At 55.2% G+C, this 21,128-nt stretch carries 24 protein-coding genes; 20 read left to right on the top strand and 4 right to left on the bottom strand.

From position 1 onward, the window contains the following. Positions 1–4 precede the first annotated feature (4 nt). Positions 5–253: a hypothetical protein gene (locus DA718_RS14590; RefSeq protein ID WP_110274641.1), complete on the bottom strand. Its 249-nt coding sequence runs from the start codon at positions 251–253 to the stop codon at positions 5–7. A gap of 415 nt (positions 254–668) precedes the next feature. Between DA718_RS14590 and DA718_RS14585 the strand changes: the two genes are divergently transcribed. From DA718_RS14585 to DA718_RS14555, 7 genes are read left to right on the top strand one after another with little or no spacing between them, the layout of a single operon-like run. Further along, on the top strand, positions 669–1,640 hold the full coding sequence (locus DA718_RS14585; RefSeq protein ID WP_112214949.1) for a phosphotriesterase family protein: 972 nt from the start codon (positions 669–671) through the stop codon (positions 1,638–1,640). A gap of 11 nt (positions 1,641–1,651) precedes the next feature. Continuing rightward, positions 1,652–2,413 carry a creatininase family protein gene (locus tag DA718_RS14580; RefSeq protein ID WP_112214948.1) on the top strand — a complete coding sequence of 254 codons (762 nt, stop codon included), beginning with the start codon at positions 1,652–1,654 and terminating at the stop codon, positions 2,411–2,413. Next, positions 2,385–2,819, top strand: a complete 435-nt coding sequence (locus DA718_RS14575) for a PTS sugar transporter subunit IIA (protein WP_112214947.1) — start codon at positions 2,385–2,387, stop codon at positions 2,817–2,819. Before DA718_RS14580 ends, DA718_RS14575 begins: the two co-directional genes overlap by 29 nt. Positions 2,820–2,864: 45 nt before the next feature. Next, positions 2,865–3,152 (top strand): PTS sugar transporter subunit IIB, encoded by a 288-nt coding sequence (locus tag DA718_RS14570; protein WP_110274637.1) that lies wholly within the window; start codon positions 2,865–2,867, stop codon positions 3,150–3,152. Further along, a complete protein-coding gene (locus tag DA718_RS14565; protein WP_112214946.1) occupies positions 3,149–4,459 on the top strand; it encodes a PTS ascorbate transporter subunit IIC in 1,311 nt (436 codons plus the stop codon). Before DA718_RS14570 ends, DA718_RS14565 begins: the two co-directional genes overlap by 4 nt. A 14-nt stretch (positions 4,460–4,473) precedes the next feature. Next, a complete protein-coding gene (locus DA718_RS14560) occupies positions 4,474–5,214 on the top strand; it encodes a sugar isomerase domain-containing protein (protein WP_110274635.1) in 741 nt (246 codons plus the stop codon). Between the two features lie 13 nt (positions 5,215–5,227). Continuing rightward, positions 5,228–5,983, top strand: coding sequence for a GntR family transcriptional regulator (locus DA718_RS14555; protein WP_112214945.1), 756 nt, complete (start codon positions 5,228–5,230; stop codon positions 5,981–5,983). Here DA718_RS14555 and DA718_RS14550 read toward each other — a convergent pair. Beyond that, complete coding sequence (locus DA718_RS14550) at positions 5,980–6,129, bottom strand: helix-turn-helix domain-containing protein (protein WP_112214944.1); 150 nt, start codon at positions 6,127–6,129, stop codon at positions 5,980–5,982. The two genes, DA718_RS14555 and DA718_RS14550, sit on opposite strands and share 4 nt — an antisense overlap. Positions 6,130–6,195: 66 nt before the next feature. Between DA718_RS14550 and DA718_RS14545 the strand changes: the two genes are divergently transcribed. Then, positions 6,196–6,414: a ParD-like family protein gene (locus tag DA718_RS14545; protein ID WP_004102160.1), complete on the top strand. Its 219-nt coding sequence runs from the start codon at positions 6,196–6,198 to the stop codon at positions 6,412–6,414. Further along, positions 6,395–7,174 (top strand): type I methionyl aminopeptidase, encoded by a 780-nt coding sequence (gene map / locus DA718_RS14540; protein WP_110274633.1) that lies wholly within the window; start codon positions 6,395–6,397, stop codon positions 7,172–7,174. The genes DA718_RS14545 and map overlap by 20 nt, the downstream gene beginning before the upstream one ends. 59 nt (positions 7,175–7,233) lie before the next feature. Here the strand turns inward: map and DA718_RS14535 are convergent, their stop codons facing one another. Then, positions 7,234–8,556 carry an NAD(P)/FAD-dependent oxidoreductase gene (locus DA718_RS14535; protein WP_112214943.1) on the bottom strand — a complete coding sequence of 441 codons (1,323 nt, stop codon included), beginning with the start codon at positions 8,554–8,556 and terminating at the stop codon, positions 7,234–7,236. Between the two features lie 307 nt (positions 8,557–8,863). Here DA718_RS14535 and DA718_RS14530 point away from each other — a divergent pair, with 307 nt between their 5' ends. From DA718_RS14530 to DA718_RS14480, 11 genes are all read left to right on the top strand, one after another. Next, positions 8,864–9,763: a polysaccharide deacetylase family protein gene (locus tag DA718_RS14530; RefSeq protein WP_112214942.1), complete on the top strand. Its 900-nt coding sequence runs from the start codon at positions 8,864–8,866 to the stop codon at positions 9,761–9,763. 69 nt (positions 9,764–9,832) lie between these two features. Beyond that, complete coding sequence (locus tag DA718_RS14525) at positions 9,833–10,237, top strand: nuclear transport factor 2 family protein (protein ID WP_112214941.1); 405 nt, start codon at positions 9,833–9,835, stop codon at positions 10,235–10,237. A gap of 64 nt (positions 10,238–10,301) precedes the next feature. Next, positions 10,302–11,885 carry an ABC transporter substrate-binding protein gene (locus tag DA718_RS14520; RefSeq protein WP_112214940.1) on the top strand — a complete coding sequence of 528 codons (1,584 nt, stop codon included), beginning with the start codon at positions 10,302–10,304 and terminating at the stop codon, positions 11,883–11,885. 122 nt (positions 11,886–12,007) lie between these two features. Next, positions 12,008–12,970, top strand: coding sequence for an ABC transporter permease (locus DA718_RS14515; RefSeq protein ID WP_112214939.1), 963 nt, complete (start codon positions 12,008–12,010; stop codon positions 12,968–12,970). Between the two features lie 9 nt (positions 12,971–12,979). Beyond that, entirely contained in the window at positions 12,980–13,948 is a 969-nt protein-coding gene (locus tag DA718_RS14510) for an ABC transporter permease (RefSeq protein WP_112214938.1), read from the top strand. 11 nt (positions 13,949–13,959) lie between these two features. Then, entirely contained in the window at positions 13,960–14,943 is a 984-nt protein-coding gene (locus tag DA718_RS14505) for an ABC transporter ATP-binding protein (RefSeq protein ID WP_112214937.1), read from the top strand. Further along, positions 14,940–15,974, top strand: a complete 1,035-nt coding sequence (locus DA718_RS14500; RefSeq protein WP_112214936.1) for an ABC transporter ATP-binding protein — start codon at positions 14,940–14,942, stop codon at positions 15,972–15,974. Before DA718_RS14505 ends, DA718_RS14500 begins: the two co-directional genes overlap by 4 nt. After that, entirely contained in the window at positions 15,975–17,165 is a 1,191-nt protein-coding gene (locus DA718_RS14495; protein ID WP_112214935.1) for an amidohydrolase family protein, read from the top strand. It abuts the gene before it with no gap. Further along, the gene (locus DA718_RS14490) at positions 17,165–18,655 is read left to right on the top strand and encodes a chlorohydrolase family protein (protein WP_112214934.1); all 1,491 of its coding nucleotides are present in this window, start codon (positions 17,165–17,167) and stop codon (positions 18,653–18,655) included. Before DA718_RS14495 ends, DA718_RS14490 begins: the two co-directional genes overlap by 1 nt. Then, positions 18,648–19,874, top strand: a complete 1,227-nt coding sequence (locus DA718_RS14485) for an amidohydrolase (protein ID WP_112214933.1) — start codon at positions 18,648–18,650, stop codon at positions 19,872–19,874. Before DA718_RS14490 ends, DA718_RS14485 begins: the two co-directional genes overlap by 8 nt. Positions 19,875–19,892: 18 nt before the next feature. Next, complete coding sequence (locus DA718_RS14480; protein ID WP_112214932.1) at positions 19,893–20,600, top strand: GntR family transcriptional regulator; 708 nt, start codon at positions 19,893–19,895, stop codon at positions 20,598–20,600. A 49-nt stretch (positions 20,601–20,649) separates the two neighbouring features. Here DA718_RS14480 and DA718_RS14475 read toward each other — a convergent pair whose 3' ends face one another. After that, on the bottom strand, positions 20,650–21,000 hold the full coding sequence (locus DA718_RS14475; RefSeq protein WP_112214931.1) for a hypothetical protein: 351 nt from the start codon (positions 20,998–21,000) through the stop codon (positions 20,650–20,652). Positions 21,001–21,128 lie beyond the last annotated feature (128 nt).

Raw genomic sequence — 21,128 nt, 5'->3', positions numbered from 1 at the left:
GTAATTAAATGGAATCCGCCAGGCGGTCGACAACAACTCGTCCGCTATTATCAAACTGCGTTATGCGGTAATTCACACAATACGAACGACGGGTAGTAAACTGATTAAATAAGGCCACGCGGCCTTTTTTGTCGCCGTTGCTATTAATAATGATCCATTCAGTGACATCCGTTGCGTTTATCTTATCGTCGCTTGCGCATTGTTGTTCAACAAGGCGATCTTCTTTTTCTACCAATAAAAAATCTCGTAACATTTACTTATCTCCGCTCATCATTGTTTTTAACAATACTCCTTTTATCGATTCATTCAATTAAACATTTTAATCAATTAATGTAATTATTAGCCTGAAACTTATTGTTTTACTTGAGTGTCCATTTCTCTGTTTTTAAAGGTAAAATAATTAATTCATGACGCAAAGTGGCAGATTTTATTCCATCAGAATAACTTTCCCTTTGATAAAATTGTATGTGACAACGTCACTTCACCTGAAGTGCACAACGCGTAATCAAGTAATAATGGGGCACGCTTGACGGGTTAAAACTTGAACATCAGACCTGGCTCACAGATAAGAATTTTGTATTATTGATGCGAACTTGATCACTTGACTGGACAAGTGGCGCTATCCTATGTTGAAAGCACCTTCTTATCCGTTCCGGGGAGCAAGAAACATGGGCATCATTCGTACCTTAAACGGCGATATTGCCGCTAATCAACTGGGCGTGACCTACAGCCACGATCATATCTACTGTATTCCACCTTATTGGGCAGAACGTCAGGATGACGACCTTTTGCTGGATGACCCGCGGGCTTCCGAGCGTGAGTTAAGTGATTTCCGTCTGGCTGGTGGCAACGCTATCTACGACGCCACCGCCCCGGATTACGGTCGCCATGCGGCAACCGTCGCCGAAATGGCCCGGCGTCAGCAACTGCACATTATCGCCACCGCCGGTTTTAACAAAGGCTTTCTGTGGAGCAGCCTGCGTCCAGGTTTTTCACAAAGTTTTGCTGACTGGATTGCCAATTCAGAAATTGATGAACTGGTTGAGCACGTCTGCCACGAAGTCACCGAGGGGATCGAAGGAACCCCGCATCGGGCCGGGGTAGTGAAGTGTGGTACGGGATATAACACGATTTCTCCGTTAGAGAGAAAAACCATGGAAGTCATTGTCCGCGCCCAGCAGCGCACTGGCGCACCGATGCACAGCCATACGGAAATGGGGACCATGGGATTAGAACAGGCGCAGATTTTTACCCGTCTGGGGCTGGATCTTTCCCGTTTATGTTTTGCCCATATGGATCGCAATCCCGATCCCTGGCTGCACCGTCAGATCGCCAACACCGGGGCGTTTCTCTCTTTTGACGGTATCAGCCGCATCAAATATCACCCTGAACACATCCGCACCCAGGCCATTCTGGCGTTATGCCAGCGGGGTTACCAAAAACAAATCCTCATAGGTGGCGATTTTGCCCGCAAATCGATGAGCGCGCATTACGGCAAAGGGGGGCTGGGGCTGAAGTTCATCCTTAGCGACTGGCGACCAAGATTCATTGAAGAGGCGCGGGAGGCAGGGTTTGACGGCGAAGCGTTACTGCATGATTTCTTTGTCGAAAATCCTGCGCGTTACTTCGCTTTTGGTTAAGGAGAGGTGCAATGAAGCTGCACCATTTAAATGAACGTGAAGCCCGGCTCGCACTGCAGAAGGCGCAGATTGCCTTGCTGCCGCTGGGTGCGGTCGAGCCACACGGCGATCACCTGCCGCTGGATACCGACAACCTGCTGGCCGAGCGCTTTTGCGCGTTGCTCGATGAACAGTTGGGCGAGTGCGCGCTGAGCCTGCCCGTTATTTCCTACAGCCAGGTGTGGTCGCTGCGCGGTCACGCGGGGGCCATTGATATCGGCAATGAACAACTGACGTCGATGCTGGTGTCGCTGGCGGAGAATATGGCCGGCTACGGCATTACCACCACGGCGGTGATTAACGCGCATTACGGCAATTTTGACGCCATTAAAGCGGCTTCCCGCCAGCTTAAGGAGAAAGGCATCACGCTGCTCAGCTACAGCTGGGCAGGTATGGAGCAGGAGGTGCAAAAGCGGCAAACTTCGGCGGTGGCTTATCCCGGCTATATGCATGCCGATGAGGTCGAAACCTCGCTGATGCTGGCGCTGGCCCCGGAGTTTGTCACCATGGCGAACGCCCGTGCGTACTATCCGGTATTTCCACAGAATTTCCGCTATCAACCGATTCGCTGGACCGAATTTTCTGATTACGCCGTGCTGGGCGACCCCACCTGCGCCTGCGAAGAGAACGGACAAGCCTATGTTCAGCAGGCGCTGGAGACCACCTTAGCCTCTATTCGCCACCACTTAACGCAAGGAGCCGCCGATGATCGAAAGCCAGTCGATAAACGTTGATTGCCCGGCCAGCAGCCCGGAGGAGGCGATCCGCGAAGCGGGGAACGCGCTCTGTCGCGCGGGAGCCTGTAGCCCGCAATACGTTCAGGCCATGGTCGATAGCTACCGTGAGCTTGGCCCCTATTCTGTCATTGCGCCGGGGCTGGCGTTGCCGCATGCCCGTCCCGAGCAGGGGGCAATTAAGGCGCAAATCAGCCTAATCAGGCTGCGCGAGCCGCTGGCGTTTGGCCATGCGGAAAACGACCCGGTGCAGGTGGTGCTGGGGCTTTCAGCGACCAGCAGCGATGCACATATCCATCTTATCCAGCATATCGTGACCGTGCTGAGCGATGAACATAACCTGCATACCCTGATGCATTCTCACGATCCTGAACAACTTTATCAGCTGTTAGCCAGCGCGTCGTAGGCTGCTCGCAGCGTTTGTAGCTTAATTAACACGGAGTGAATAGCGATGAAAATTCTGACAGTCTGTGGTTTAGGTATGGGCTCGAGCCTGATTTTAAAAATGAACGTCGAAACGGTGTTAAAACAGCACGGTATTCAGGCCTCCGTTGAACATATGGATGTTTCCTCAGCCGCATCGGCTAATGCCGATGTGGTGATCACCAACGCCGAGCTGGTGGACAATCTAAAACATCTGTCCTGCCCGGTGGTGGTGGTGAACAACTATATCGACAACGCTGAAATAATCCGGGCATTGACGCAGGCCAATATTCTGCAACCGGGAGCGTCGTCATGAGTGAATTCCTTGGCGTTCTGCGCTGGATAACGATCAATATTTTTGGTGAGGCGTCGATTTTAATTGGCCTGATTGTATTACTGGGCCTGGTGCTACAAAAGAAACCGCTCGCTGATATTGTTTCCGGTACTCTGAAAGGCATTCTGGGCTTTCTGATTATCGGTGCGGGAGCGGGGATTATTGTTTCCGCGTTACTGATTTTTCAGCCTATCTGGACCGAGGTCTTCGGTCTCAGTTCGATGAACCTGACCAATATTATCGGCCAGGCGCGCTTTAGCGAACGCTACGGCAGCAGCGTGACAATTGCCATCGCCGGGGGATTCGCCATCAACCTGCTGCTGGCCCGGCTCACGCGCTTTAAATATATCTATCTCACCGGACACATGATGTTCTGGACCACAATGATTTTTGCCGGGGTAATGGTGAACACCGAACCCGGTATTTCAGCAGTGCAGTTAACACTAATGCTGACGGTGATTATGGGCCTGTACTGGACGTTACAACCTGCGCTGGTCCAGCCCTGGGTACGCAAAATTACCGGTAACGACAACGTGGCGCTAGGGCATACTTCGGCCTCGGTGGCTCTGCTTGGGGCGCTGTTTGGACAGCTATTTGCGCGTAATAAAATCAGTTCTGAGGATATCAAAGTCCCAAAAAAGCTCGGTTTTCTGCGCGATTCCAACGTGGTGACCGCATTAACAATGTCGCTGCTGTTTTTTATCGGCACCTTTATTCTGCAAATAAAAGGCACGCCAAAAGCCGCTGAAATTCTTGCCCAATCTGGCGATCTGAGCTTCTACATCTACGCCCTGAAACAGTCGCTGATGTTTACCGGCGGCATCGCCGTGGTGCTGCTTGGCGTGCGTATGTTTATTGGTGAAATGGTACCGGCGTTTAACGGCATTGGTTCGCGGCTGGTTCCCGGTGCAAAACCCGCGCTGGACTGCCCAATTCTGTTTAACTTTGCGCCAAATGCGGTGGTGCTGGGCTTTGTCGGCGCGTTTATTGGCTCGCTGCTGTGGCTCACCCTGATTGGCCGCTATACCGGCTATGTTTTTATTCCCAGCATGATCGTGATTTTCTTTCACGCCGGTACTGCAGGGGTGTTCGGCAATATTACCGGTGGCTACAAAGGGGCGTTGCTGGCGGGATTTATCACTTCAACGGTCGTCGCGTGGGGGCAATATTTCTGCGTGACTGGTTTTATCAACAACACCATTCCTGATACCGCATTATGGGCAGGCGACAGCGATATGTTTGTTCTTGCACCGCTTATTCACCTTTTGACCAGCATACTGACGTTCTGACGGGGAGAAAATAGATGAGCGATGCATTGAAGCAGTATTACAGCCAAATCCGCCAGAAGCTGGCTGTTCTCGAACAACGCCCAGATGAGCTACTGCAGGCGGCGGAAATGATGGCGCAGAGCATCCTGGCACAGCGCAATATCTTTGTTTTCGGGGCCAGCCACGCCGGAATTCTGGCGGAAGAGATGAGCTATCGGGCAGGCGGTCTGGCCATTATCAATCCGCTTTTCACTCCCGCTCTGATGCTTAACGTCAGGCCATTAACGCTGACCAGCGCGGTGGAGAATGTCGAAAATCTGGGGCGAGTGCTGGTTGAACAGTCACCGCTGCGCGCGGGTGATACGCTGTTGATTCATTCAGTCTCTGGGCGAAACGCGATTACAATTGATGTCGCCCTGGCGGCGAAAGCCTGTGGGGCAAAGGTTATTGCTATTACCAGCCTCGCAACGGCGGCACGGGTGACGTCGCGCCACTCCAGCGGCAAGCTGCTGGTCGATATTGCCGACATCACCATCGATAACCACTGCGAGTACGGCGATGCGTCCGTTAGCCTTCCGGGCCTGGCGCAAAAAGCCGCGCCGCTCTCCACCATTATGGGCGCGACGATTGCCAACAGTCTGGTTCTGCGCATTTGCGAAATCATGCTGGAAAATGAGTGCACGCCGCCCATTCTCGCCAGCGCAAACATAGACGGTAATCAGGCGATAAATCAGGATATACTGAGCACATACAGGAGCCAGATACACTACCTCTGAGTGGAGCACAAGTATGTTTGAGTCGGATGGACTCCCTCTCTATTTAAGGATAAAAGACGTTATCCTGCAGCGGATCCTCTCTTTTACCTATGACGATAAACTCCCGGGTGAGCTGTTGCTCGCCGGGGAGTTCAAGGTCGCGCGCGGCACCATTAAACAGGCGATAGATTCGCTGGCCAGCATTGGCATGGTGTATCGGGAGCAGGGTAAAGGGACCTTTATCAACCGCGATGCGCTGCAGAAATACTACACCGACCTCCCGGACGTACTGACCACCTTTGATGGGCCCGGCACGGTTGAGGTGGAAGTACTGTCGCTAATTTCGACGATGGCCGATCGCCAGGTGGCGGAGCAGATGGGGCTGGATTTAGGCAGCCAGCTGATGCGCCTGGAGCGGATGTTGGTGCAGGGGGAAAAACCGGTCGGCCACGTTCTGACCTGGCTAAATGGGCGAATTTATAACGATCTTAGCCACGTCGACGGCAGTCGGTCGCTATATAAGCAACTACGGGAAACCTTCGGTTACTCGCCAGCCAACGCCTCGGAGTGCTATACGCCGGTTTGCTGCGATACCCGCACGGCAGGATTGTTAAATATTGAGCCAGGCCGCCCGCTGTTTCGCATTGAGCGCGTCGCCCGCGATCTGGATGACGTGGTGCTTGAATACAGCGTCACGCATACCCTTGATGCCAGCCTGTCGCTACAGATCGCCACCAGCCAGAGCAGCGTGAGCCAACAGTGGAACTGTACGATTGATAAAGGGCGCTAATCCGCCTCCCAGGCGAGAATATCGCCTGGCTGACACTCCAGCGCCTGGCAAATTTTTGCCAGCGTATCAAAACGAATACCTTTCACCTTTCCCAATTTGAGCAGCGACAGGTTCTGCTCGGTGATCCCGACATAAGCCGCCAGCACCTGTTGTCCTCTTCACCGCGGTGACGTAATATACGAAACATATATAAATCGTTATGGTACGTATAAATGGGAATTGTAAAAATTTCGGACCTGCTGCACGACGACATCCGTGACGCCAGCAAGGCGATGTCGCGTTCGGTCAACGCGCAGGCGGAGTATTGGATCCGCCTTGGGATGATGAGCGAGCTCTATCCTGAGCTTAACCATCAGCAAATTAAACTGATGATGCTGAAGTCGGGTTCTGACCGTTTACTGGAGGTAATCAATGCTATCAATTCCCATTAAAACGGCAGACGAACTTGCCAGACAGCGCCATGCTGGCGAACTGCTGGCCTCGGTTTTCGACATGCTGGACGGCTTTATTGAACCCGGCGTCACCACCATGGCTATCAATAACCGGGTTGAGGATTTTATCGTCAACGATCTGCATTCGCGCCCGGCCAGCAAAGGCCAGTATGATTTCCCCTACGTGCTAAATACGTCGATCAACGACGTGGTTTGCCACGGCATGCCGAAGGAAACGGAACATCTAAAATCCGGAATGATTGTTAACGTTGACATCACGCTGGAAAAAGGCGGGCTGATTGCCGACTCCAGCAAGATGTACCTGATTGGTGATGTTTCGCCACTGGCTCGTCGGCTGGTGAAGAAAACCTATGAAGCGATGTGGAAGGGGATCAAGGTCGTTAAACCGGGCGCGACGTTAGGCGACATCGGCCATGCTATCCAGTCCTATGTTGAAAGTAATGGCTACAGTGTGGTCAGAGAGTACTGCGGCCACGGCGTCGGTATCGAAATGCACGAAGATCCTCAGGTGCTGCACTACGGCAAACCCGGCACCGGTGCGGTGCTCGAAGAGGGGATGGTGTTTACCATTGAACCGATGGTGAATCAGGGCGATAGCCGGATAAAAAACAAAAAAGACGGCTGGACGGTGGTCACCCGCGATAAAAAACTTTCGGCACAGTGGGAACACACCATTGCCGTCACCGCTCAGGGGTTTGAAGTATTGACGCTGCGTAAAGGCGAAGCGATCCCGGACTAAGCCAGACAACAGGTTTCAATCCCACCGACTGAAACCTGTTTAACTCCCGCCAGTGGCGACTACATCGCTGTTTCTTTACGCCCCATATAGCGCTCCTTCCACAATGCACCCGCCACGCCGATATCCAGGAACGGGGAGGGTGGCATAAAGTTTGCCTGCCCCAGCGACTGCATGGCCGCGATCAGCGGGTTATCCTGCCCCAGTGCCAGGTCGGCGAGCAGCGTCCCAGCGATGGTTTGTTTTGACACCCCAGCACCGTTGCAGCCTCCTGCGGTCCACACCTGCGGCGCAAGTCGCCCCCAGACTGGCGCACCGTTGCGGGTCACGCTAATAGTCCCGGACCAGGTCCTGTCCAGCGGCACATCTCTCAGTTCCGGGTAGGCATTGTGGAACAGCGCCAGATGCTGGCGCGCGGCGTTGGCGGTTTGTCCCGCAGTGATGACGCCCCGCAGCGCCGGATCGACATGCTGGCGGATCAGAAAGCGGTGATCCTGGGTATAGCGCAGCGTGGCCCCGGCGATGGCATTCACCGGCGTCAGCCCCCAGCTTTCCATTGCGGGCAGGCGTTGGCGCTGCTCAGGCGTGAGCGGGGCTGTAATGCTGGCATAAGTCGCCATTGACGCCTGCCGGCTTATTACCGGGGATAGCTCGCGGGAGAGCGCATTGGTCGCCAGCATAATCTGCCTGGCCTGAATCGTTCCCTGTAGGGTTGTCACCCTGATGCCGCCGTTTTCGTTGTGAATAGCCAGCGCAGGCGTCTGATGGTAAACCGTGACGTTTTCCGGGAGATGGCGCGCGAGGCCCGCAATCAGTTTTGCCGGGTTAACCAGAATACAGCTGGGGGTATAGATGCCTTTACTGTAGATCCGGGTCCCTAACTTCTGATACAGCTCTTCGCTATTCAACAGGCTGTAGGGTTCCTGCATAAGCTGAAGATTATCAACGTACTCCTGCATAATGGCTTCGCTGGAGGGGTCAATCTGGCAGTGATATTTGCCAACGTTTTCCCACTCGCACTCAATCTGCTGCGCGGTCACCGTTTCTTCTAACAGGCGGATCCCTTCCTGGAGCAGGGCACGATAGTCCTGCGCTTTTTTCAACTCGGCGGTAGAGCTACCGATATTATGCGGCAGGCCAATAACAAACCCTGAATTTCGGGCGGAGGAGCTGGTCGCCGCAGATTCGGCGTCGATAAGCACAATTTTCAGCTGTGGGTTGAGACTGGCTAACCTGCGGGCAAAACTCACGCCAGCATAGCCAGAGCCAATGACGACCCAATCAGCATTGATGTCTCCGCTCAGCTGCGGTCGTATTTGGCGGTCAATCTCATTAAGCGGCCATCCCACCTGATTTTGATTGAAAGGGATTGATGCAAATTTCACGGTTATTCTCCCTGTGGCAAAAACACCTGCATGGCAGATGTGAATAAGCTCGCCGGACTTCGCTTTGTTGGTCTGGATATCGAGTCGGCAAGTACAGCATGCTGCCAGGACATTCCCTGAATAATCAATATTCTGAATGATAATCACCTAAGCAACATTTTGCAGAATAACAAGGAACAGTCAAAATAACACCTCTCGCCATATGGATATAAATTCATCTTGCGCTGATATTTATTGCTAGCAATGATGCTATCTTGGTATGGATGTTGCTGCTGACAGGTCCCCCCCCTGAACAAGAGGCGTTACCATGCCAACACCCGATATCATCTGGGAACTTGACTATCATCAGCGTTTCCCCTGGCGTTCTGCCGCCAATACACCCGCGATGACCTGGCCAGAAGGCAAGCGGCTGGCGCTGTATGTGGCCATCAACCTTGAGCACTTTGCGTTCGGCTGCCAGGAGGGGGCAAAGCTCTCTCAGGCGGCAAACCAGCTCGATGTTCTTAACTACAGCTGGCGGGATTATGGCAACCGGGTCGGTGCCTGGCACCTGGCGGACCTGTTTGATGAATTGGCGATCCCGCCTGCGGTTATCAGCAATACGGCAATCCTCGATTACTGTCCGGACCTGCTGGAGCGCTGGCTGTCGCTATCTGATAGCGAGCTGATTGCCCATGGTCACACCAACTCCCAGCGCCAGGGCGACCTTGCCCCGGCGGATGAAGAGCGCCTGATTGGCTACTGTCAGCAGCGGCTAAGTAAATTCCAGGGAAAACCGGTCGCCGGTTGGCTCTCTCCCTGGATTTCTGAAAGCCCGCACACCCCTGATTTCCTGCATCGGCAGGGATTTCGCTATAACCTGAACTGGGCGCATGATGACCTGCCAACACCGATGCAAACTGCCAGCGGTACGTTGCTCTCGGTACCTTATCCGCAAGAAATCAACGATATCCCAACCATTATTCCCAATGGTGTCTCTATCGAGACATTCTGCCGGATGATTGAAGATCAGTTCAGCGAACTCCACCAGCGTAGTTGCCAGCAGCCGCAGGTGATGGGTATTGCGCTGCATCCTTATATCGTCGGCCAACCATTCCGTTTGTATCACCTTAAGCAGACCCTGGCGCGTCTGGTTGCGCAGTGCGATGACGTCTGGCTCACCACGCCGGGGGAAATAGCCGAGCACTATCTCACCCAGGCGTCATAACGAAGCAGGGCCTGCACCGTAAACAGACTTATTGAACCGAAGCAGTGCACTTAATTGAGGAGAAGTACGATGACAACCATACATGAACAGGCCGTCGCGATTGTAAAAGCGTTCCTTGAGGCCTCAATGGCGCCGGACCCCGATCGTGCCGCCGCGCTGATGGCGGAAAACGTCCAGATAACGTTTACCGGTAAGCGGCGTATGGCCCGCGTCCACGAGGTGACGGCGTTTAATGCCGCCCGTTATCGCTGGGTCAAAAAGCAGCCCGGCGACTTCGAATGGATGGCTAAAGGCGACGATCATACGGTGATTTATTGCACCGGCACGCTCTATGGCTGCTGGCCGGACGGCCGCGAGTTTGAAGGTAATCGCTACCTTGACCGTTATGAGGTAAAGGGCGGGAAAATAACCATGATGGACGTCTGGAACGACAGCGCCGAATGGATCCTTGAGCATGATTCGAAGCAAAAATAGACAACATGGCATTGTTATTGCAATTGCTAGCAATGTTATTAGCAAACAATTCGAGTGGTGAATGATGAAAAAATTAGTGTTATCGCTGCTGGTAGGAAGCATGGTCGGGCTAATGTGTCAGCAGGCAAGTGCTGAAAATGTGGTTCGTTGGGCGACCGATGCCGATATCCCGACGCTGGATCCAGATGCATATGCCTCGACCAAGGCGTTGACCTTCCAGAATCATATTTATGAAGCGCTGGTGCAGCGCGATGATAATCTGCAAATTCAGCCCTGGCTGGCGACCAGCTGGCAGCAGACCGGCGATACGACGATTCGTTTTAAGCTGCGTGAGGGCGTCAAATTTCACAACGGCAACGATTTTACCGCCGACGATGTCGTGGCCTCGGTGGCCAGGGTGACCGATCCTGCCTCGGGCATTCGTGCCAACGCCTCGACGATTAAAAACGCGGTGGCCATCGATAAATATACCGTTGATATTCATCTGGTGAAGAAAACCGGTATTGCGCTGAATGAGCTGACCGGCGTAATGATCATGGATAAAGAGTGGCTAACCGAGCACAACGCCCTCAAACCGACCGATATCAGCCAGGGAACGGAAGGTTATGCCACCAACAATACCAACGGCACCGGGCCGTTTATTCTGCAAAGCCGTCAGCGTGATACGCAAATGGTATTGGTACGCAACCCGAACTGGTGGAATGCGGCCCACGGCGGCAATATCGATAAGATTGTATTTAAGCCGGTGACCTCTGACGCTACACGCCTGTCAGGACTGCTGGCGGGAGAATACGATCTGGTAACGTCGGTACCGCTGCAAGATATTCCGCGTCTGCAGAGTAATCCAAAGATCAATATGCAGATCAGCCCGTCGCTGCGGGTGGATTATTTAAGCCTGAATATGCGCGACAAGCTTAACGCTAAAAATGAGAAGGCCGAAAACCCGCTGCAAGATTTGCGCGTGCGCCAGGCGTTGCTGATGGCTATCAACCGCGAAGCGATTACCCAGAAGGTGATGCGCGGCCTGACGAAGCCCACCAACAACTATCTGGCGCCGGATATTCCGGGTTACAACGCGGCAAGCAGCCCGGATATTGCCTACGATCCGCAAAAGGCAAAGGCGTTGCTGGCCGAAGCGGGCTACCCAAACGGCTTTAATCTGGCCTTTGATTGCCCGGAAGGCACCTATATTAATGCGGCGCAATGGTGCCAGGCGGTACAAAGCTTCTGGGCCAAAATTGGCGTCAAAACCAACCTAAACGTGCATCCGGCCAGCGTCTATGACCCGATCCTGGTCAATGGCCGCACCGATGTTGGCGTACTGGGCTGGGCCAACCTGCCGATCATGGACCCTTACAGCGTGGCGGTGCAGCTACTGCATACCAATGACGGTAAAAACTTGGGCACCTTTAATATTCCACGCTACAGCAATAGTGAAGCCGATAAGCTTATCGACCAGTCGGTGGGTGAACTCGATAATACGAAGCGTATTGCTTTACTCAGCCAGGCGGTGGCAATTGCCAATAAAGACCTGCCGTTCCTGCCGATGCATTTTGAACCGGTGGTGTGGGCCATGAATAAAAATCTACAATTAAAACAGACGCCAGATAACGTACAGCGACTTTGGTACGGTAACGTTACGCCATAATTAATTGTCTGCGGAATATTCATTGTTGGGGGGTAAATATCCTCGGGCTACCCGTACAGGTAATAGGGCGATGTTGCTCCCCATTTATTCGCGCAGACCATTATTTTAATTTGGAGGCAATAATGTTGTTTTTATTGCGTAAGCTATTTCAGGCTGCGATGTTGCTGGCCGGTGTCGCGCTGATCTCTTTTATTCTGTTTCAGTATCTTGGCGACCCGGTGGCGAATATGCTACCGGAAAGCGCCACGGAAGTGGAACGAATGCAGCTTCGGGCCAGTCTGGGGTTAAATGACCCGGTATTTGTGCAGTTTTTACATTATATTTCCCGTTTGCTGCACGGTAATTTCGGCATCTCATATTACAACCAGGTATCGGTATTTCAGCTCATTATGGAACGCCTGCCGGCAACCCTGGAACTGGTGTTTGTCGCGGTGGTCATTTCGCTGGCCGTCGGCTTTCCGCTGGGCGTCTGGGTTGCCATCACGCGCAACAAAATCCTTCGCGAGGGGGTGCAGATCCTCTCGCTGATTGGCGTCTCGCTGCCGTGGTTCCTGATAGGTATTATGCTAATTATCGTCTTTTCAGTCTGGCTGGGCTGGTTCCCCTCCAGCGGTCGCGGCGAAACCGTCAGAATGGGCTTCTGGTCGAGCGGCCTGCTGACCGCATCCGGTTGGCGCTCGATTGTGCTGCCGTCGCTGTCACTGGCGCTGTCAATGATTACCATCATTATGCGTCTGGTGCGCACGGAAATGCTGGAAGTGATGAAAGCCGATTACATTAAATTCGCCCGCGCGCGCGGCATTGAAAATTACCGCATCTGGTTTCGTCATGCCCTGCGTAATGCATTATTGCCGGTAGTCACGGTCATTGGTTTACAAATTGGTGGGCTGATCGCCTTTGCGATTGTTATTGAGACCGTTTTTCAATGGCCGGGAATGGGGTTGCTGTTAATTCAGTCCATTAATTACGTTGATGTCCCGGTGCTGTCTGGCTATCTGTTATTTATCGCCCTGATATTTATTGTGATCAATACCATCGTCGATCTGCTGTATTACCTGATCGACCCACGTATGCGCGCGCAATAAGGAGCTTCGATGCAACCTCATCATTATTCAGATACGGCGGCGGGGCGAAAATTTACCACCCGTCTGGTGGCGCGCTGGCGCTCTTTTCTTGATAGCGATTTTTTTTGGTTATTCTGGCAAAGCAAAAGCGCGGTAGTCGCCTTTACCTGCTGTGCACTGATATTACTGTGCTCTTTATTCAGCCATTGGATCGCGCCGCACAATGTTTTTGATACCGCCGGTTTCGACTTAATGGACTCAGAATTACCGCCTGCATGGATGAACGGCGGCGAACCACGCTTCTGGCTGGGTACCGATGTGCAGGGGCGGGATATTCTCTCGTTGATGCTGTACGGCCTGAATATCTCGCTGATTATCGGGGGCCTGAGCGTGCTGGCCTCCGTGGCTCTCGGCGTCGCGCTTGGAGTTCTCAGCGGCTACTTCGGCGGCGTGGTGGATACGCTGATTATGCGTTTTGCCGACGCCATGCTCAGTATTCCCACCATTATGTTTACCCTGCTGGTCAGCGGTGTCGCGCGCGTCGCCATCCCAAAAGAGTATATCGGCCATTTTGCCCCGGCTATCCTGATTGGCGCGATTGCCCTGACCGGCTGGATGCAATACGCCCGCACGGTGCGCAGCCTGACTTTACTGGAAAAGGGGCGGGAATACGTGATGGCGTCGCAAATAAGCGGCGGCAGCCACCTGCATATCATGTTGGCGCACATTGTGCCTAACGTAATGCGTCCGGTGCTGGTGATGGCGACGCTGCACCTTGGTGTCGCCATTCTTACCGAAGCCACGATGTCCTTTCTCGGCGTCGGTATGCCGCCGGACCAGCCTTCGCTCGGTACGCTTATCAACGAAGGCAACCAGTATCTCTTTTCCGGGCAATGGTGGATTGTGCTGTTTCCCGCCACCCTGTTGGTCATTCTTTCGCTGGCGTTTAACGTGCTGGGCGACTGGCTGCTCAACGCCCTCAACCCTAAGCTACGCTAAGAGGAACGACGATGACGGCTTCTCCACGGGCGTTACTGGAAGTGAAAAATCTGAGTATTGAATTCCTGCACCGCAAAGGCAACCTGCAGGCGATTCACGATCTGACGCTGGCGATGCAGCCGGGAGAGATCCTCGGCATGGTGGGCGAATCGGGCGCGGGGAAATCCCTGACCGGGGCGGCTATCGCCGGATTGCTGCAAACCCCAGGACGCATCCGCGCAGGTGAAATCTGGTTTGCCGAAAAGCGTATCGATAATCTGGACGATGAAGCCCGGCGTCAGCTACGGGGTAAAGCGATCAGTTGCATCTTTCAGGACCCGCTTACCAGCCTGAACCCGGTGCTGACCATCGGACAACAGATAATTGAAACCATCCGTACCCATCTTCCCTTGTCGACTGACGAGGCGCGGGAGCGGGCGGTCGCGCTGCTAACGGAAGTGGGGATCAACAGCCCACGTCAGCGCATCGATCAGTATCCGCACCAGCTTTCCGGCGGGATGCGCCAACGGGTGGTGATTGCGCTGGCGCTGTGCGTCGACCCGCAGCTGGTGATTGCCGATGAACCCACCACGGCGCTGGATGTGTCGGTACAGGCGCAGGTCCTGGGCGTGCTGCGCCGGTTATGCGAACAGCACGGAACGGCAGTAATGCTGATTACGCACGATATGGGGGTGGTGGCGGAGGTCTGCTCCAGAGTGGCGGTGATGTACGCTGGGCGCATTGTCGAAACCGGGCCGGTCGCCAATGTGATTCGCCATCCTCAGCACCCATATACGCGCGGGCTGATTCAGTCCATTCCGTCAATGAACGAAAGGCGCGAATACCTGATGCAAATCGATGGCGCAATGCCGCGCCTCAATGCTCTGCCGCAGGGCTGCGCGTTTAATCCCCGCTGCCCGCATGCCAGCGCACAATGCCGTGAGCAGCAGCCCTCGATGCATCACCGACAGGAGGCCCAGTTGGCCTGTTTCCATCCGCAAGGAGAATCGTTATGAACGAGCCATCGGGGCTGCCACCTGAAGTGGTGACCATTCGCGATCTGCATATTCGCTTTAGCCTTGGGCGCGAGAAAAAAACCTCGCTCTTTCGCCCGGCGGCGAAAAAGGAGCTGCACGCGGTGCGCGGCATTAGCCTCGCGATTCGTCAGGGGGAGACGTTCAGTATCGTGGGCGAATCAGGGTGCGGAAAATCGACCGTCGCCCGCGCGCTGGCCGGGCTTTATCAGCCTTCGTCCGGCGAGATAAATTACGCCTGGCGCAGCGGGCAAATGGACGATGCAACAGGGCAAAGCGGCACGCAAATGATCTTTCAGGACCCCTACGCTAGCCTCAACCCGCGTTGGCGCATCGCCCGCTCGCTGGCCGAACCGCTGGTGCTGGCGAAAAAGGTCGGCACCACTCGCCAGGCCAGAGCGTACTGTGGCGAGCTACTGGAGCAGGTCGGGCTTTCTGCGAGCGATCTGGATAAATTTCCGCATGAGTTTTCCGGCGGCCAGCGCCAGCGTATCTCTATTGCCCGCGCGCTGGCGACGCAGCCGGGTTTTCTGATTTGCGATGAACCCACCTCGGCGCTTGACGTCTCGGTACAGGCGCAGGTGCTCAACCTGATGCGCAAGTTGCAACGGGAGAATGGGCTGACCTACTTTTTTATCAGCCACAATATGGCGGTGATTTCGCATATCTCCGACCGGGTTGGAGTGATGTATCTTGGCAGGCTGGTTGAGCAGGGCAGCGTCGAAGAGATCTTCGCCCGTCCGGCGCACCCTTATACGCGCATGCTGATGGCGGCGATTCCGCAGTTTGACGCCCCGGCCAGCGCCCGCGAACCGATTCGCGGTGAAGCGCCCAGCCCGCTGTCTCCGCCGCCGGGCTGTGCCTTCGCGCCACGCTGTCCCTATGCCAAACCGCTGTGCCACCAGACAATGCCGCCCGCACATAGCCTCAGCGAAAATCATCAACTGGAGTGTCACTTCCCGATTGAAGTGATGGCCTGTTCCACCTCTATTCCGTTAGCGAAGGTATCGTAAATGACCGCCATTTTGCTGAAAAACGTCACGCCTTTTGATTCCTCGTCTCCCGTTGACCTGCTGCTTGAGGACGGGAAAATTGTCGCCAGCGCGGAGGCGCTCGCGCCGCCTGAATTCGCTACCGTGATTGACGGTCGCGGCTATCAGGCCTTTCCCGGCCTGGTGGATGGACATGCTCATCTCGACAAAACCCTGCTGGGGCGCGAATGGTATCGCAATGACGTCCCGCGCGATCTGGCGGCGATTATCGCCAACGAACGCGCCTATCGGCATGAACAGAGACCTGATGCGCAGGTGCAGTCCGAGCGGATCGCCCGGCGCGGCATTGCGGCAGGCACTTCGTTTATTCGTACCCATGTCGATATTGATAATGAGATTGGCCTGGCGAATCTGGAAGGCGTGCTGGAGACCCGCCGACGGTTAGCGCAGCAGGTCGATATTGAAATCGTCGCCTTCCCGCAGAGCGGAATTTTGCAAAACCCCGGCAGCGAAGCCTTGCTGGACCGCGCGCTGGAAATGGGGGCTGAACTGGTTGGCGGGCTGGATCCGTGCTCGTTTGACCGCGACCCGCAGCGCCACCTACAAATCATTTTTGAACTGGCCTGTCGGCACAATAAAAAAATTGATATTCACCTGCACGAACGCGGCGAACTGGGGGCATTCAGTCTTGAACTGATTCTGGAATTTACCCGCCGTTATCAGAAACAGCACGCGGTGACTCTCAGCCACGGCTTTTGCCTGGGGATGGTGGAGCCCGCCCGCCAGCAGCGTTTTGCTGAGGAGATGGCGGAACTGGGCGTCAGCGTGGCTACGACCGCTCCTGCCGATATTGCTGTCCCGCCGTGGGAGCTTCTTGACGCCGCCGGGGTGGCGGTTTGCGCCGGAAACGACGGCGTACGCGATACCTGGAGTCCCTATGGCAACGGCGACATGATCCAGCGGGCGGTCACGATGGGCCTACGCTACCGCTGGCGTAAAGATAGCGAGATTTTGCGTGCGGCGCAGAGCATTACCCACGGCGGCGCGCGGGTGATGGCGCTCAACCATTATGGACTTACGCCCGGCTGCCGCGCCGATCTGGTGCTGATCCCCGGTCGCAGTATGGTGGAAGCGCTGGTGGAGGTCCCGCGCGAGCGGAAGGTGTTTAAAGGCGGCGTGCTGGTGGCGGACAACGGGGAGTGCCTTTTCTAATGACTGAGACAACAACGCGTATTCGCGCCGCCTGGGTCGTGGGTTACCGAGAGGGCGATCATTGCCTGTATGCCGACGGCGAAGTGGTCTATCAGGGTGATAAAATTCTCTTTGTTGGCCACGATTATCCGGGCCTGATCGATGAAGAGATCAACGCGGGCAACAGCCTGGTTAGCCCAGGTTTTATCGACCTCGATGCGCTGGGTGATTTAGACACCACCGTGCTGGCTTTCGATAACCAGCCCGGCTGGCGGAAAGGGCGGATCGTCGCCGATGACTGGCAGCGGCGCGATCTTTATACCCGTGAACAACTCGATTTCGCCAAGCGTTACGCCTACAGCCAGTTGCTGCGCAACGGGATCACCAGCTTTGCGCCGATAACCTCGATCCTCTACCGCCAATGGGCGGAGGGTGTCGACGAGTACCTTTATGCGGCAGACGTTGCTGAGTCTCTCGGTGCGCGCGCCTGGCTCGGCCCGGCGTTTATGTCCGGCTATTATGTTACCGATGCCGCAGGGAATTTTAGCCGCCGCGAAGACAGAGGGCAGGCCCGTCGCGGCCTTGAAGACGCGCAGCGTTTTTTCCAGCGCCTGCGCCAGCGCGGCGTACCAACGTTAAGCGGCATGCTGGCACCGGACCGAATTGAAGGCGGTGACCCGCAGTGGCTTGACGAACTGTCGGCGCTGGTGGCGGAACTTGCCTGTCCCACCCGCCTGCATTGCTGTCAGAGTGAGATGGAAGTCCAGGAAATCGCCAGTCGCTACCGGGGCAAGAGCTCGTTGGAAGTGCTCGACGACGCCGGACTGCTCAACCGCCACATGCTGCTGCCGCATGGCCAGTTTTTGGGCGGCGCGCAGCCCACGCCGCAGCGGATTGCGCAGGATATTACGCGGCTGGCCCATTCCGGGGCGACGGTGGTCTCCTGTCCGCTGGTTTCCGGTCGCCATGCAAAATATCTCGAACAGTATCCGCAGCTTAAGGCGGCTGGCGTCAATATGGCGCTTGGCACCGATACCTTCCCGCCGGATATGTTCAGCAATATGCATCTCGGCGTGATCCTGAGCCGGGTGGTGACCGGCGATATCGCCGCCGCCAGCAGTGCGGATTATTATCGTATGGCGACAATTGGCGGGGCGCAGGCGCTGGGGCGCGATGATTTGGGGCGGCTCGCGCCGGGCTGCCAGGCGGATATGGTGGTAGTCAACCTCGATCAGCCCGCGCTGGGCCAGATATTCGACCCTATCGCCGCGCTGGTATTGAGTGGTAATGGGCGCGATGTTACCGGCACAATCGTGGCCGGCCGCAAGGTCTACTGGGAAGGACGTATGGTGCAGGCCGGTTACGATCTCGCAGAACTGCATGCTCAGTCGCAGCATGTATTCCGCCATATTCTGGACAGCTACCCAGAACGGACGGTTAACCATCCGCCGCTGGCGGAGATTGTGCCGCCGACTTTTCCGCTTTGCCGCCGGGGAAACGCCGATGAGTGAACGCTATTTATTGACGAACGTCCGTCTGGAGCAGGGGTTTATCCGCCGTCAGGGCGTGGTGCAGGGCACCGAATGCGCGGAGTTTACCCTTGATATCGTGGACGGTAGGATCCACGCTATCTATGCCGGAATCCAGCGTCTGCCGGGCGTCGCCTGGCAGGATGCCCAAGGGTATCTGATGCTTCCCGCCACCCGCGATGAACATATTCATCTGGATAAAACCTTTTATGGCGGCCCCTGGCGTGCGGCGCGGGAGAACGGAGCGCAGGATATTTTTGCGATGATCGCTCTTGAGCAAGAGATACTCCCGACGCTGCTGCCCACCTCGGTGCAGCGCACGCATGCGCTATTGCAGCTATTACAGCAGCAGGGCACGACGTACGTTCGCAGTCATTGCAATATCGAGCCGGTCAGCGGTTTGCAAAGCCTGCGACATTTGCTGGAGGCGCTGGCCCCCTGGCGAGAGCGGCTGCAGTGCGAGATCGTGGCCTTTCCGCAGCATGGCCTGCTGCGTTCGGGGTCACTGTCGCTGATGCGTGAAGCGCTGGCGCTGGGCTGTGAATGGGTCGGTGGTTTGGATCCGTCAAAAGTGGATGGTGATATGGTCCGTTCGCTGGAAGCGACGCTGACGCTAGCCGTTGAAGCGGGTAAGGGCATTGATTACCACCTGCATGAAGATAAATCGACCGGCATTGCCTGCATCCGCTATTTACTGAATGCGCTAGAACGGGAGCCGACGCTGCGCGGCAAACTGACGTTGAGCCACGCCTACTGCCTGGCGCAAGTCGAACGTGCGGAACTGAGCGAACTGGCCGGGCGGATGGTGGAGCTTGATGTTTCGCTGGCGAGCTGTCTGCCGTTGGGCACGGACGTGATGCCGCTGCCCTATTTACGCGAACGCGGTGTGCGCCTGTTAAGCGGCACCGATAGCGTTATCGATCATTGGTCGCCGTTTGGTTCTGCCAGTATGCTGGCGAAAGCGCATGATTGGGCGCGGCTGTATACGCGCGGTACGGAGTTTGAGCTGAGCCGGGCGCTGGCTATAGCCACCGGTCATTGCCTGCCGCTTAGCGACAGCGGCGATATGGCCTGGCCGGAAGTGAACGATGAAGCCAGTTTTATTTTGCTAAATGCTGCCTGTTCGGCACAAGTTGTTGCGCGTTTGCCTGCCGTTGAGGCAGTCTATTTTCGTGGAAAAAGAGTCTGGGCCAGAGAGTAAATCAAGGTAGAGAACGTAATGAGTGAAAAACTGACGCCAAAGCAGCGTGAAGTTAACCGGGTAGTGGAATCGCTCACCCAGGCTATCGGGCAGCATAAGTTACGTCCGGGAACGCGCTTAATTGAGGCGCAAATCGTCGAGGCGCTGCAGGCAAACCGTAATCATGTACAAACGGCGCTACAGCGCATGGCGGGTCAGGGGATTGTCACTATCGAACCTAACTATGGCGCGATGGTGGCCCGGCCAACGGCAAAGCAGGCTCGCGAGGTATTTATTGCTCGTAATGCCATCGAGTGCGCGATTATTTCCTGCATCACGCCGGAAAAAATGGCGCTTTTCGCCGAAGAGATTGCCAGCCAACAGCATAACGAACACCAGTCGCTGCACGCTCAGGACCGACGGCGCATTGTCTATGAGCTGGGCGCGTTTCATGAGCTGATGGCGCGGATCGCCGATAACGACGTGCTGCGCGATATCCTGAACAATTTAATGGTGCTGAGTTCGCTAATAGTGATGCTATATCAGCAGGACGTAACCACCCACTGTCAGTGCGACGAGCACAGCAATATCATTACCGCGCTGAAGGTCGGGGATTCAGCTCATGCCCAGGATCTGATGAGAGAGCACCTGAACGATCTGCTACAGCAGCTAAATCTGGACGAAACCCCGCAGAATTTTATGACCCTCGCGCAGGCACTGGAGGTGGGGCAGTTGGAAGCTGAATGAATCTCTGGTGTCAATGTGACAATCGGTTATCGTTGCGCGGGTTCATCCACTATTTTTTCGCATAGCCAGTTGAGACTTTCTTTAATCGATTTCCACCCCTCATCCTCCTGAATGGCGATGCCACCAAAGGTGGGGGGCTTCTCGACTTCAGCATAAAATACTGTATTCCCGCAAACAGGGTGGTAATGATGATATTCAGCTTCTCAACATCACCCGGATAGCCTTCCGCCAGCCGTACTTTAACATCCAGCCCCCAGCGCTCCAGCGAAACGTTGAGGATCTCTGTCAGTACATTAGGGCTGCTGACTTCCATCGCCAGGATTTCCTGCGTCAGCGGACGAGCACGCAAGGCATCAATGATCTTATCGATAAACAGCTGCAAGCGCGCGCTGAAAGGCATGGCGGCAATATCATACCCGGCAAGAAGTTCATCGACGGAAGGCCAGAAACCTCCGTGTTTAAACCCTCTACGTTTTCAGGACAAACAGCAAAGTACCGGTCTCACATGCGCCCCTCACGTTGCCGCAG

It is taken from the genome of Klebsiella huaxiensis (assembly GCF_003261575.2).
Classification (GTDB): Bacteria; Pseudomonadota; Gammaproteobacteria; order Enterobacterales; family Enterobacteriaceae; genus Klebsiella; species Klebsiella huaxiensis.
Note: the sequence above shows the minus strand (reverse complement) of the source record. Positions and strands in the feature narration are given on the sequence as shown.

Bases quoted from the DNA above. Each gene is read 5' to 3' on its own strand.
- DA718_RS14495 (WP_112214935.1), top strand. From the start codon at position 15,975: ATGACCGCCATTTTGCTGAAAAACGTCACGCCTTTTGATTCCTCGTCT.
- DA718_RS14505 (WP_112214937.1), top strand. From the start codon at position 13,960: ATGACGGCTTCTCCACGGGCGTTACTGGAAGTGAAAAATCTGAGTATT.
- DA718_RS14525 (WP_112214941.1), top strand. From the start codon at position 9,833: ATGACAACCATACATGAACAGGCCGTCGCGATTGTAAAAGCGTTCCTT.
- DA718_RS14555 (WP_112214945.1), top strand. From the start codon at position 5,228: ATGTTTGAGTCGGATGGACTCCCTCTCTATTTAAGGATAAAAGACGTT.
- DA718_RS14545 (WP_004102160.1), top strand. From the start codon at position 6,196: ATGGGAATTGTAAAAATTTCGGACCTGCTGCACGACGACATCCGTGAC.
- DA718_RS14565 (WP_112214946.1), top strand. From the start codon at position 3,149: ATGAGTGAATTCCTTGGCGTTCTGCGCTGGATAACGATCAATATTTTT.
- DA718_RS14500 (WP_112214936.1), top strand. From the start codon at position 14,940: ATGAACGAGCCATCGGGGCTGCCACCTGAAGTGGTGACCATTCGCGAT.
- DA718_RS14490 (WP_112214934.1), top strand. From the start codon at position 17,165: ATGACTGAGACAACAACGCGTATTCGCGCCGCCTGGGTCGTGGGTTAC.
- DA718_RS14530 (WP_112214942.1), top strand. From the start codon at position 8,864: ATGCCAACACCCGATATCATCTGGGAACTTGACTATCATCAGCGTTTC.
- DA718_RS14575 (WP_112214947.1), top strand. From the start codon at position 2,385: ATGATCGAAAGCCAGTCGATAAACGTTGATTGCCCGGCCAGCAGCCCG.
- DA718_RS14560 (WP_110274635.1), top strand. From the start codon at position 4,474: ATGAGCGATGCATTGAAGCAGTATTACAGCCAAATCCGCCAGAAGCTG.
- DA718_RS14475 (WP_112214931.1), bottom strand. From the start codon at position 21,000: ATGCCTTTCAGCGCGCGCTTGCAGCTGTTTATCGATAAGATCATTGAT.
- DA718_RS14510 (WP_112214938.1), top strand. From the start codon at position 12,980: ATGCAACCTCATCATTATTCAGATACGGCGGCGGGGCGAAAATTTACC.
- DA718_RS14485 (WP_112214933.1), top strand. From the start codon at position 18,648: ATGAGTGAACGCTATTTATTGACGAACGTCCGTCTGGAGCAGGGGTTT.
- DA718_RS14480 (WP_112214932.1), top strand. From the start codon at position 19,893: ATGAGTGAAAAACTGACGCCAAAGCAGCGTGAAGTTAACCGGGTAGTG.
- DA718_RS14585 (WP_112214949.1), top strand. From the start codon at position 669: ATGGGCATCATTCGTACCTTAAACGGCGATATTGCCGCTAATCAACTG.
- map (WP_110274633.1), top strand. From the start codon at position 6,395: ATGCTATCAATTCCCATTAAAACGGCAGACGAACTTGCCAGACAGCGC.
- DA718_RS14520 (WP_112214940.1), top strand. From the start codon at position 10,302: ATGAAAAAATTAGTGTTATCGCTGCTGGTAGGAAGCATGGTCGGGCTA.
- DA718_RS14570 (WP_110274637.1), top strand. From the start codon at position 2,865: ATGAAAATTCTGACAGTCTGTGGTTTAGGTATGGGCTCGAGCCTGATT.
- DA718_RS14515 (WP_112214939.1), top strand. From the start codon at position 12,008: ATGTTGTTTTTATTGCGTAAGCTATTTCAGGCTGCGATGTTGCTGGCC.
- DA718_RS14580 (WP_112214948.1), top strand. From the start codon at position 1,652: ATGAAGCTGCACCATTTAAATGAACGTGAAGCCCGGCTCGCACTGCAG.
- DA718_RS14590 (WP_110274641.1), bottom strand. From the start codon at position 253: ATGTTACGAGATTTTTTATTGGTAGAAAAAGAAGATCGCCTTGTTGAA.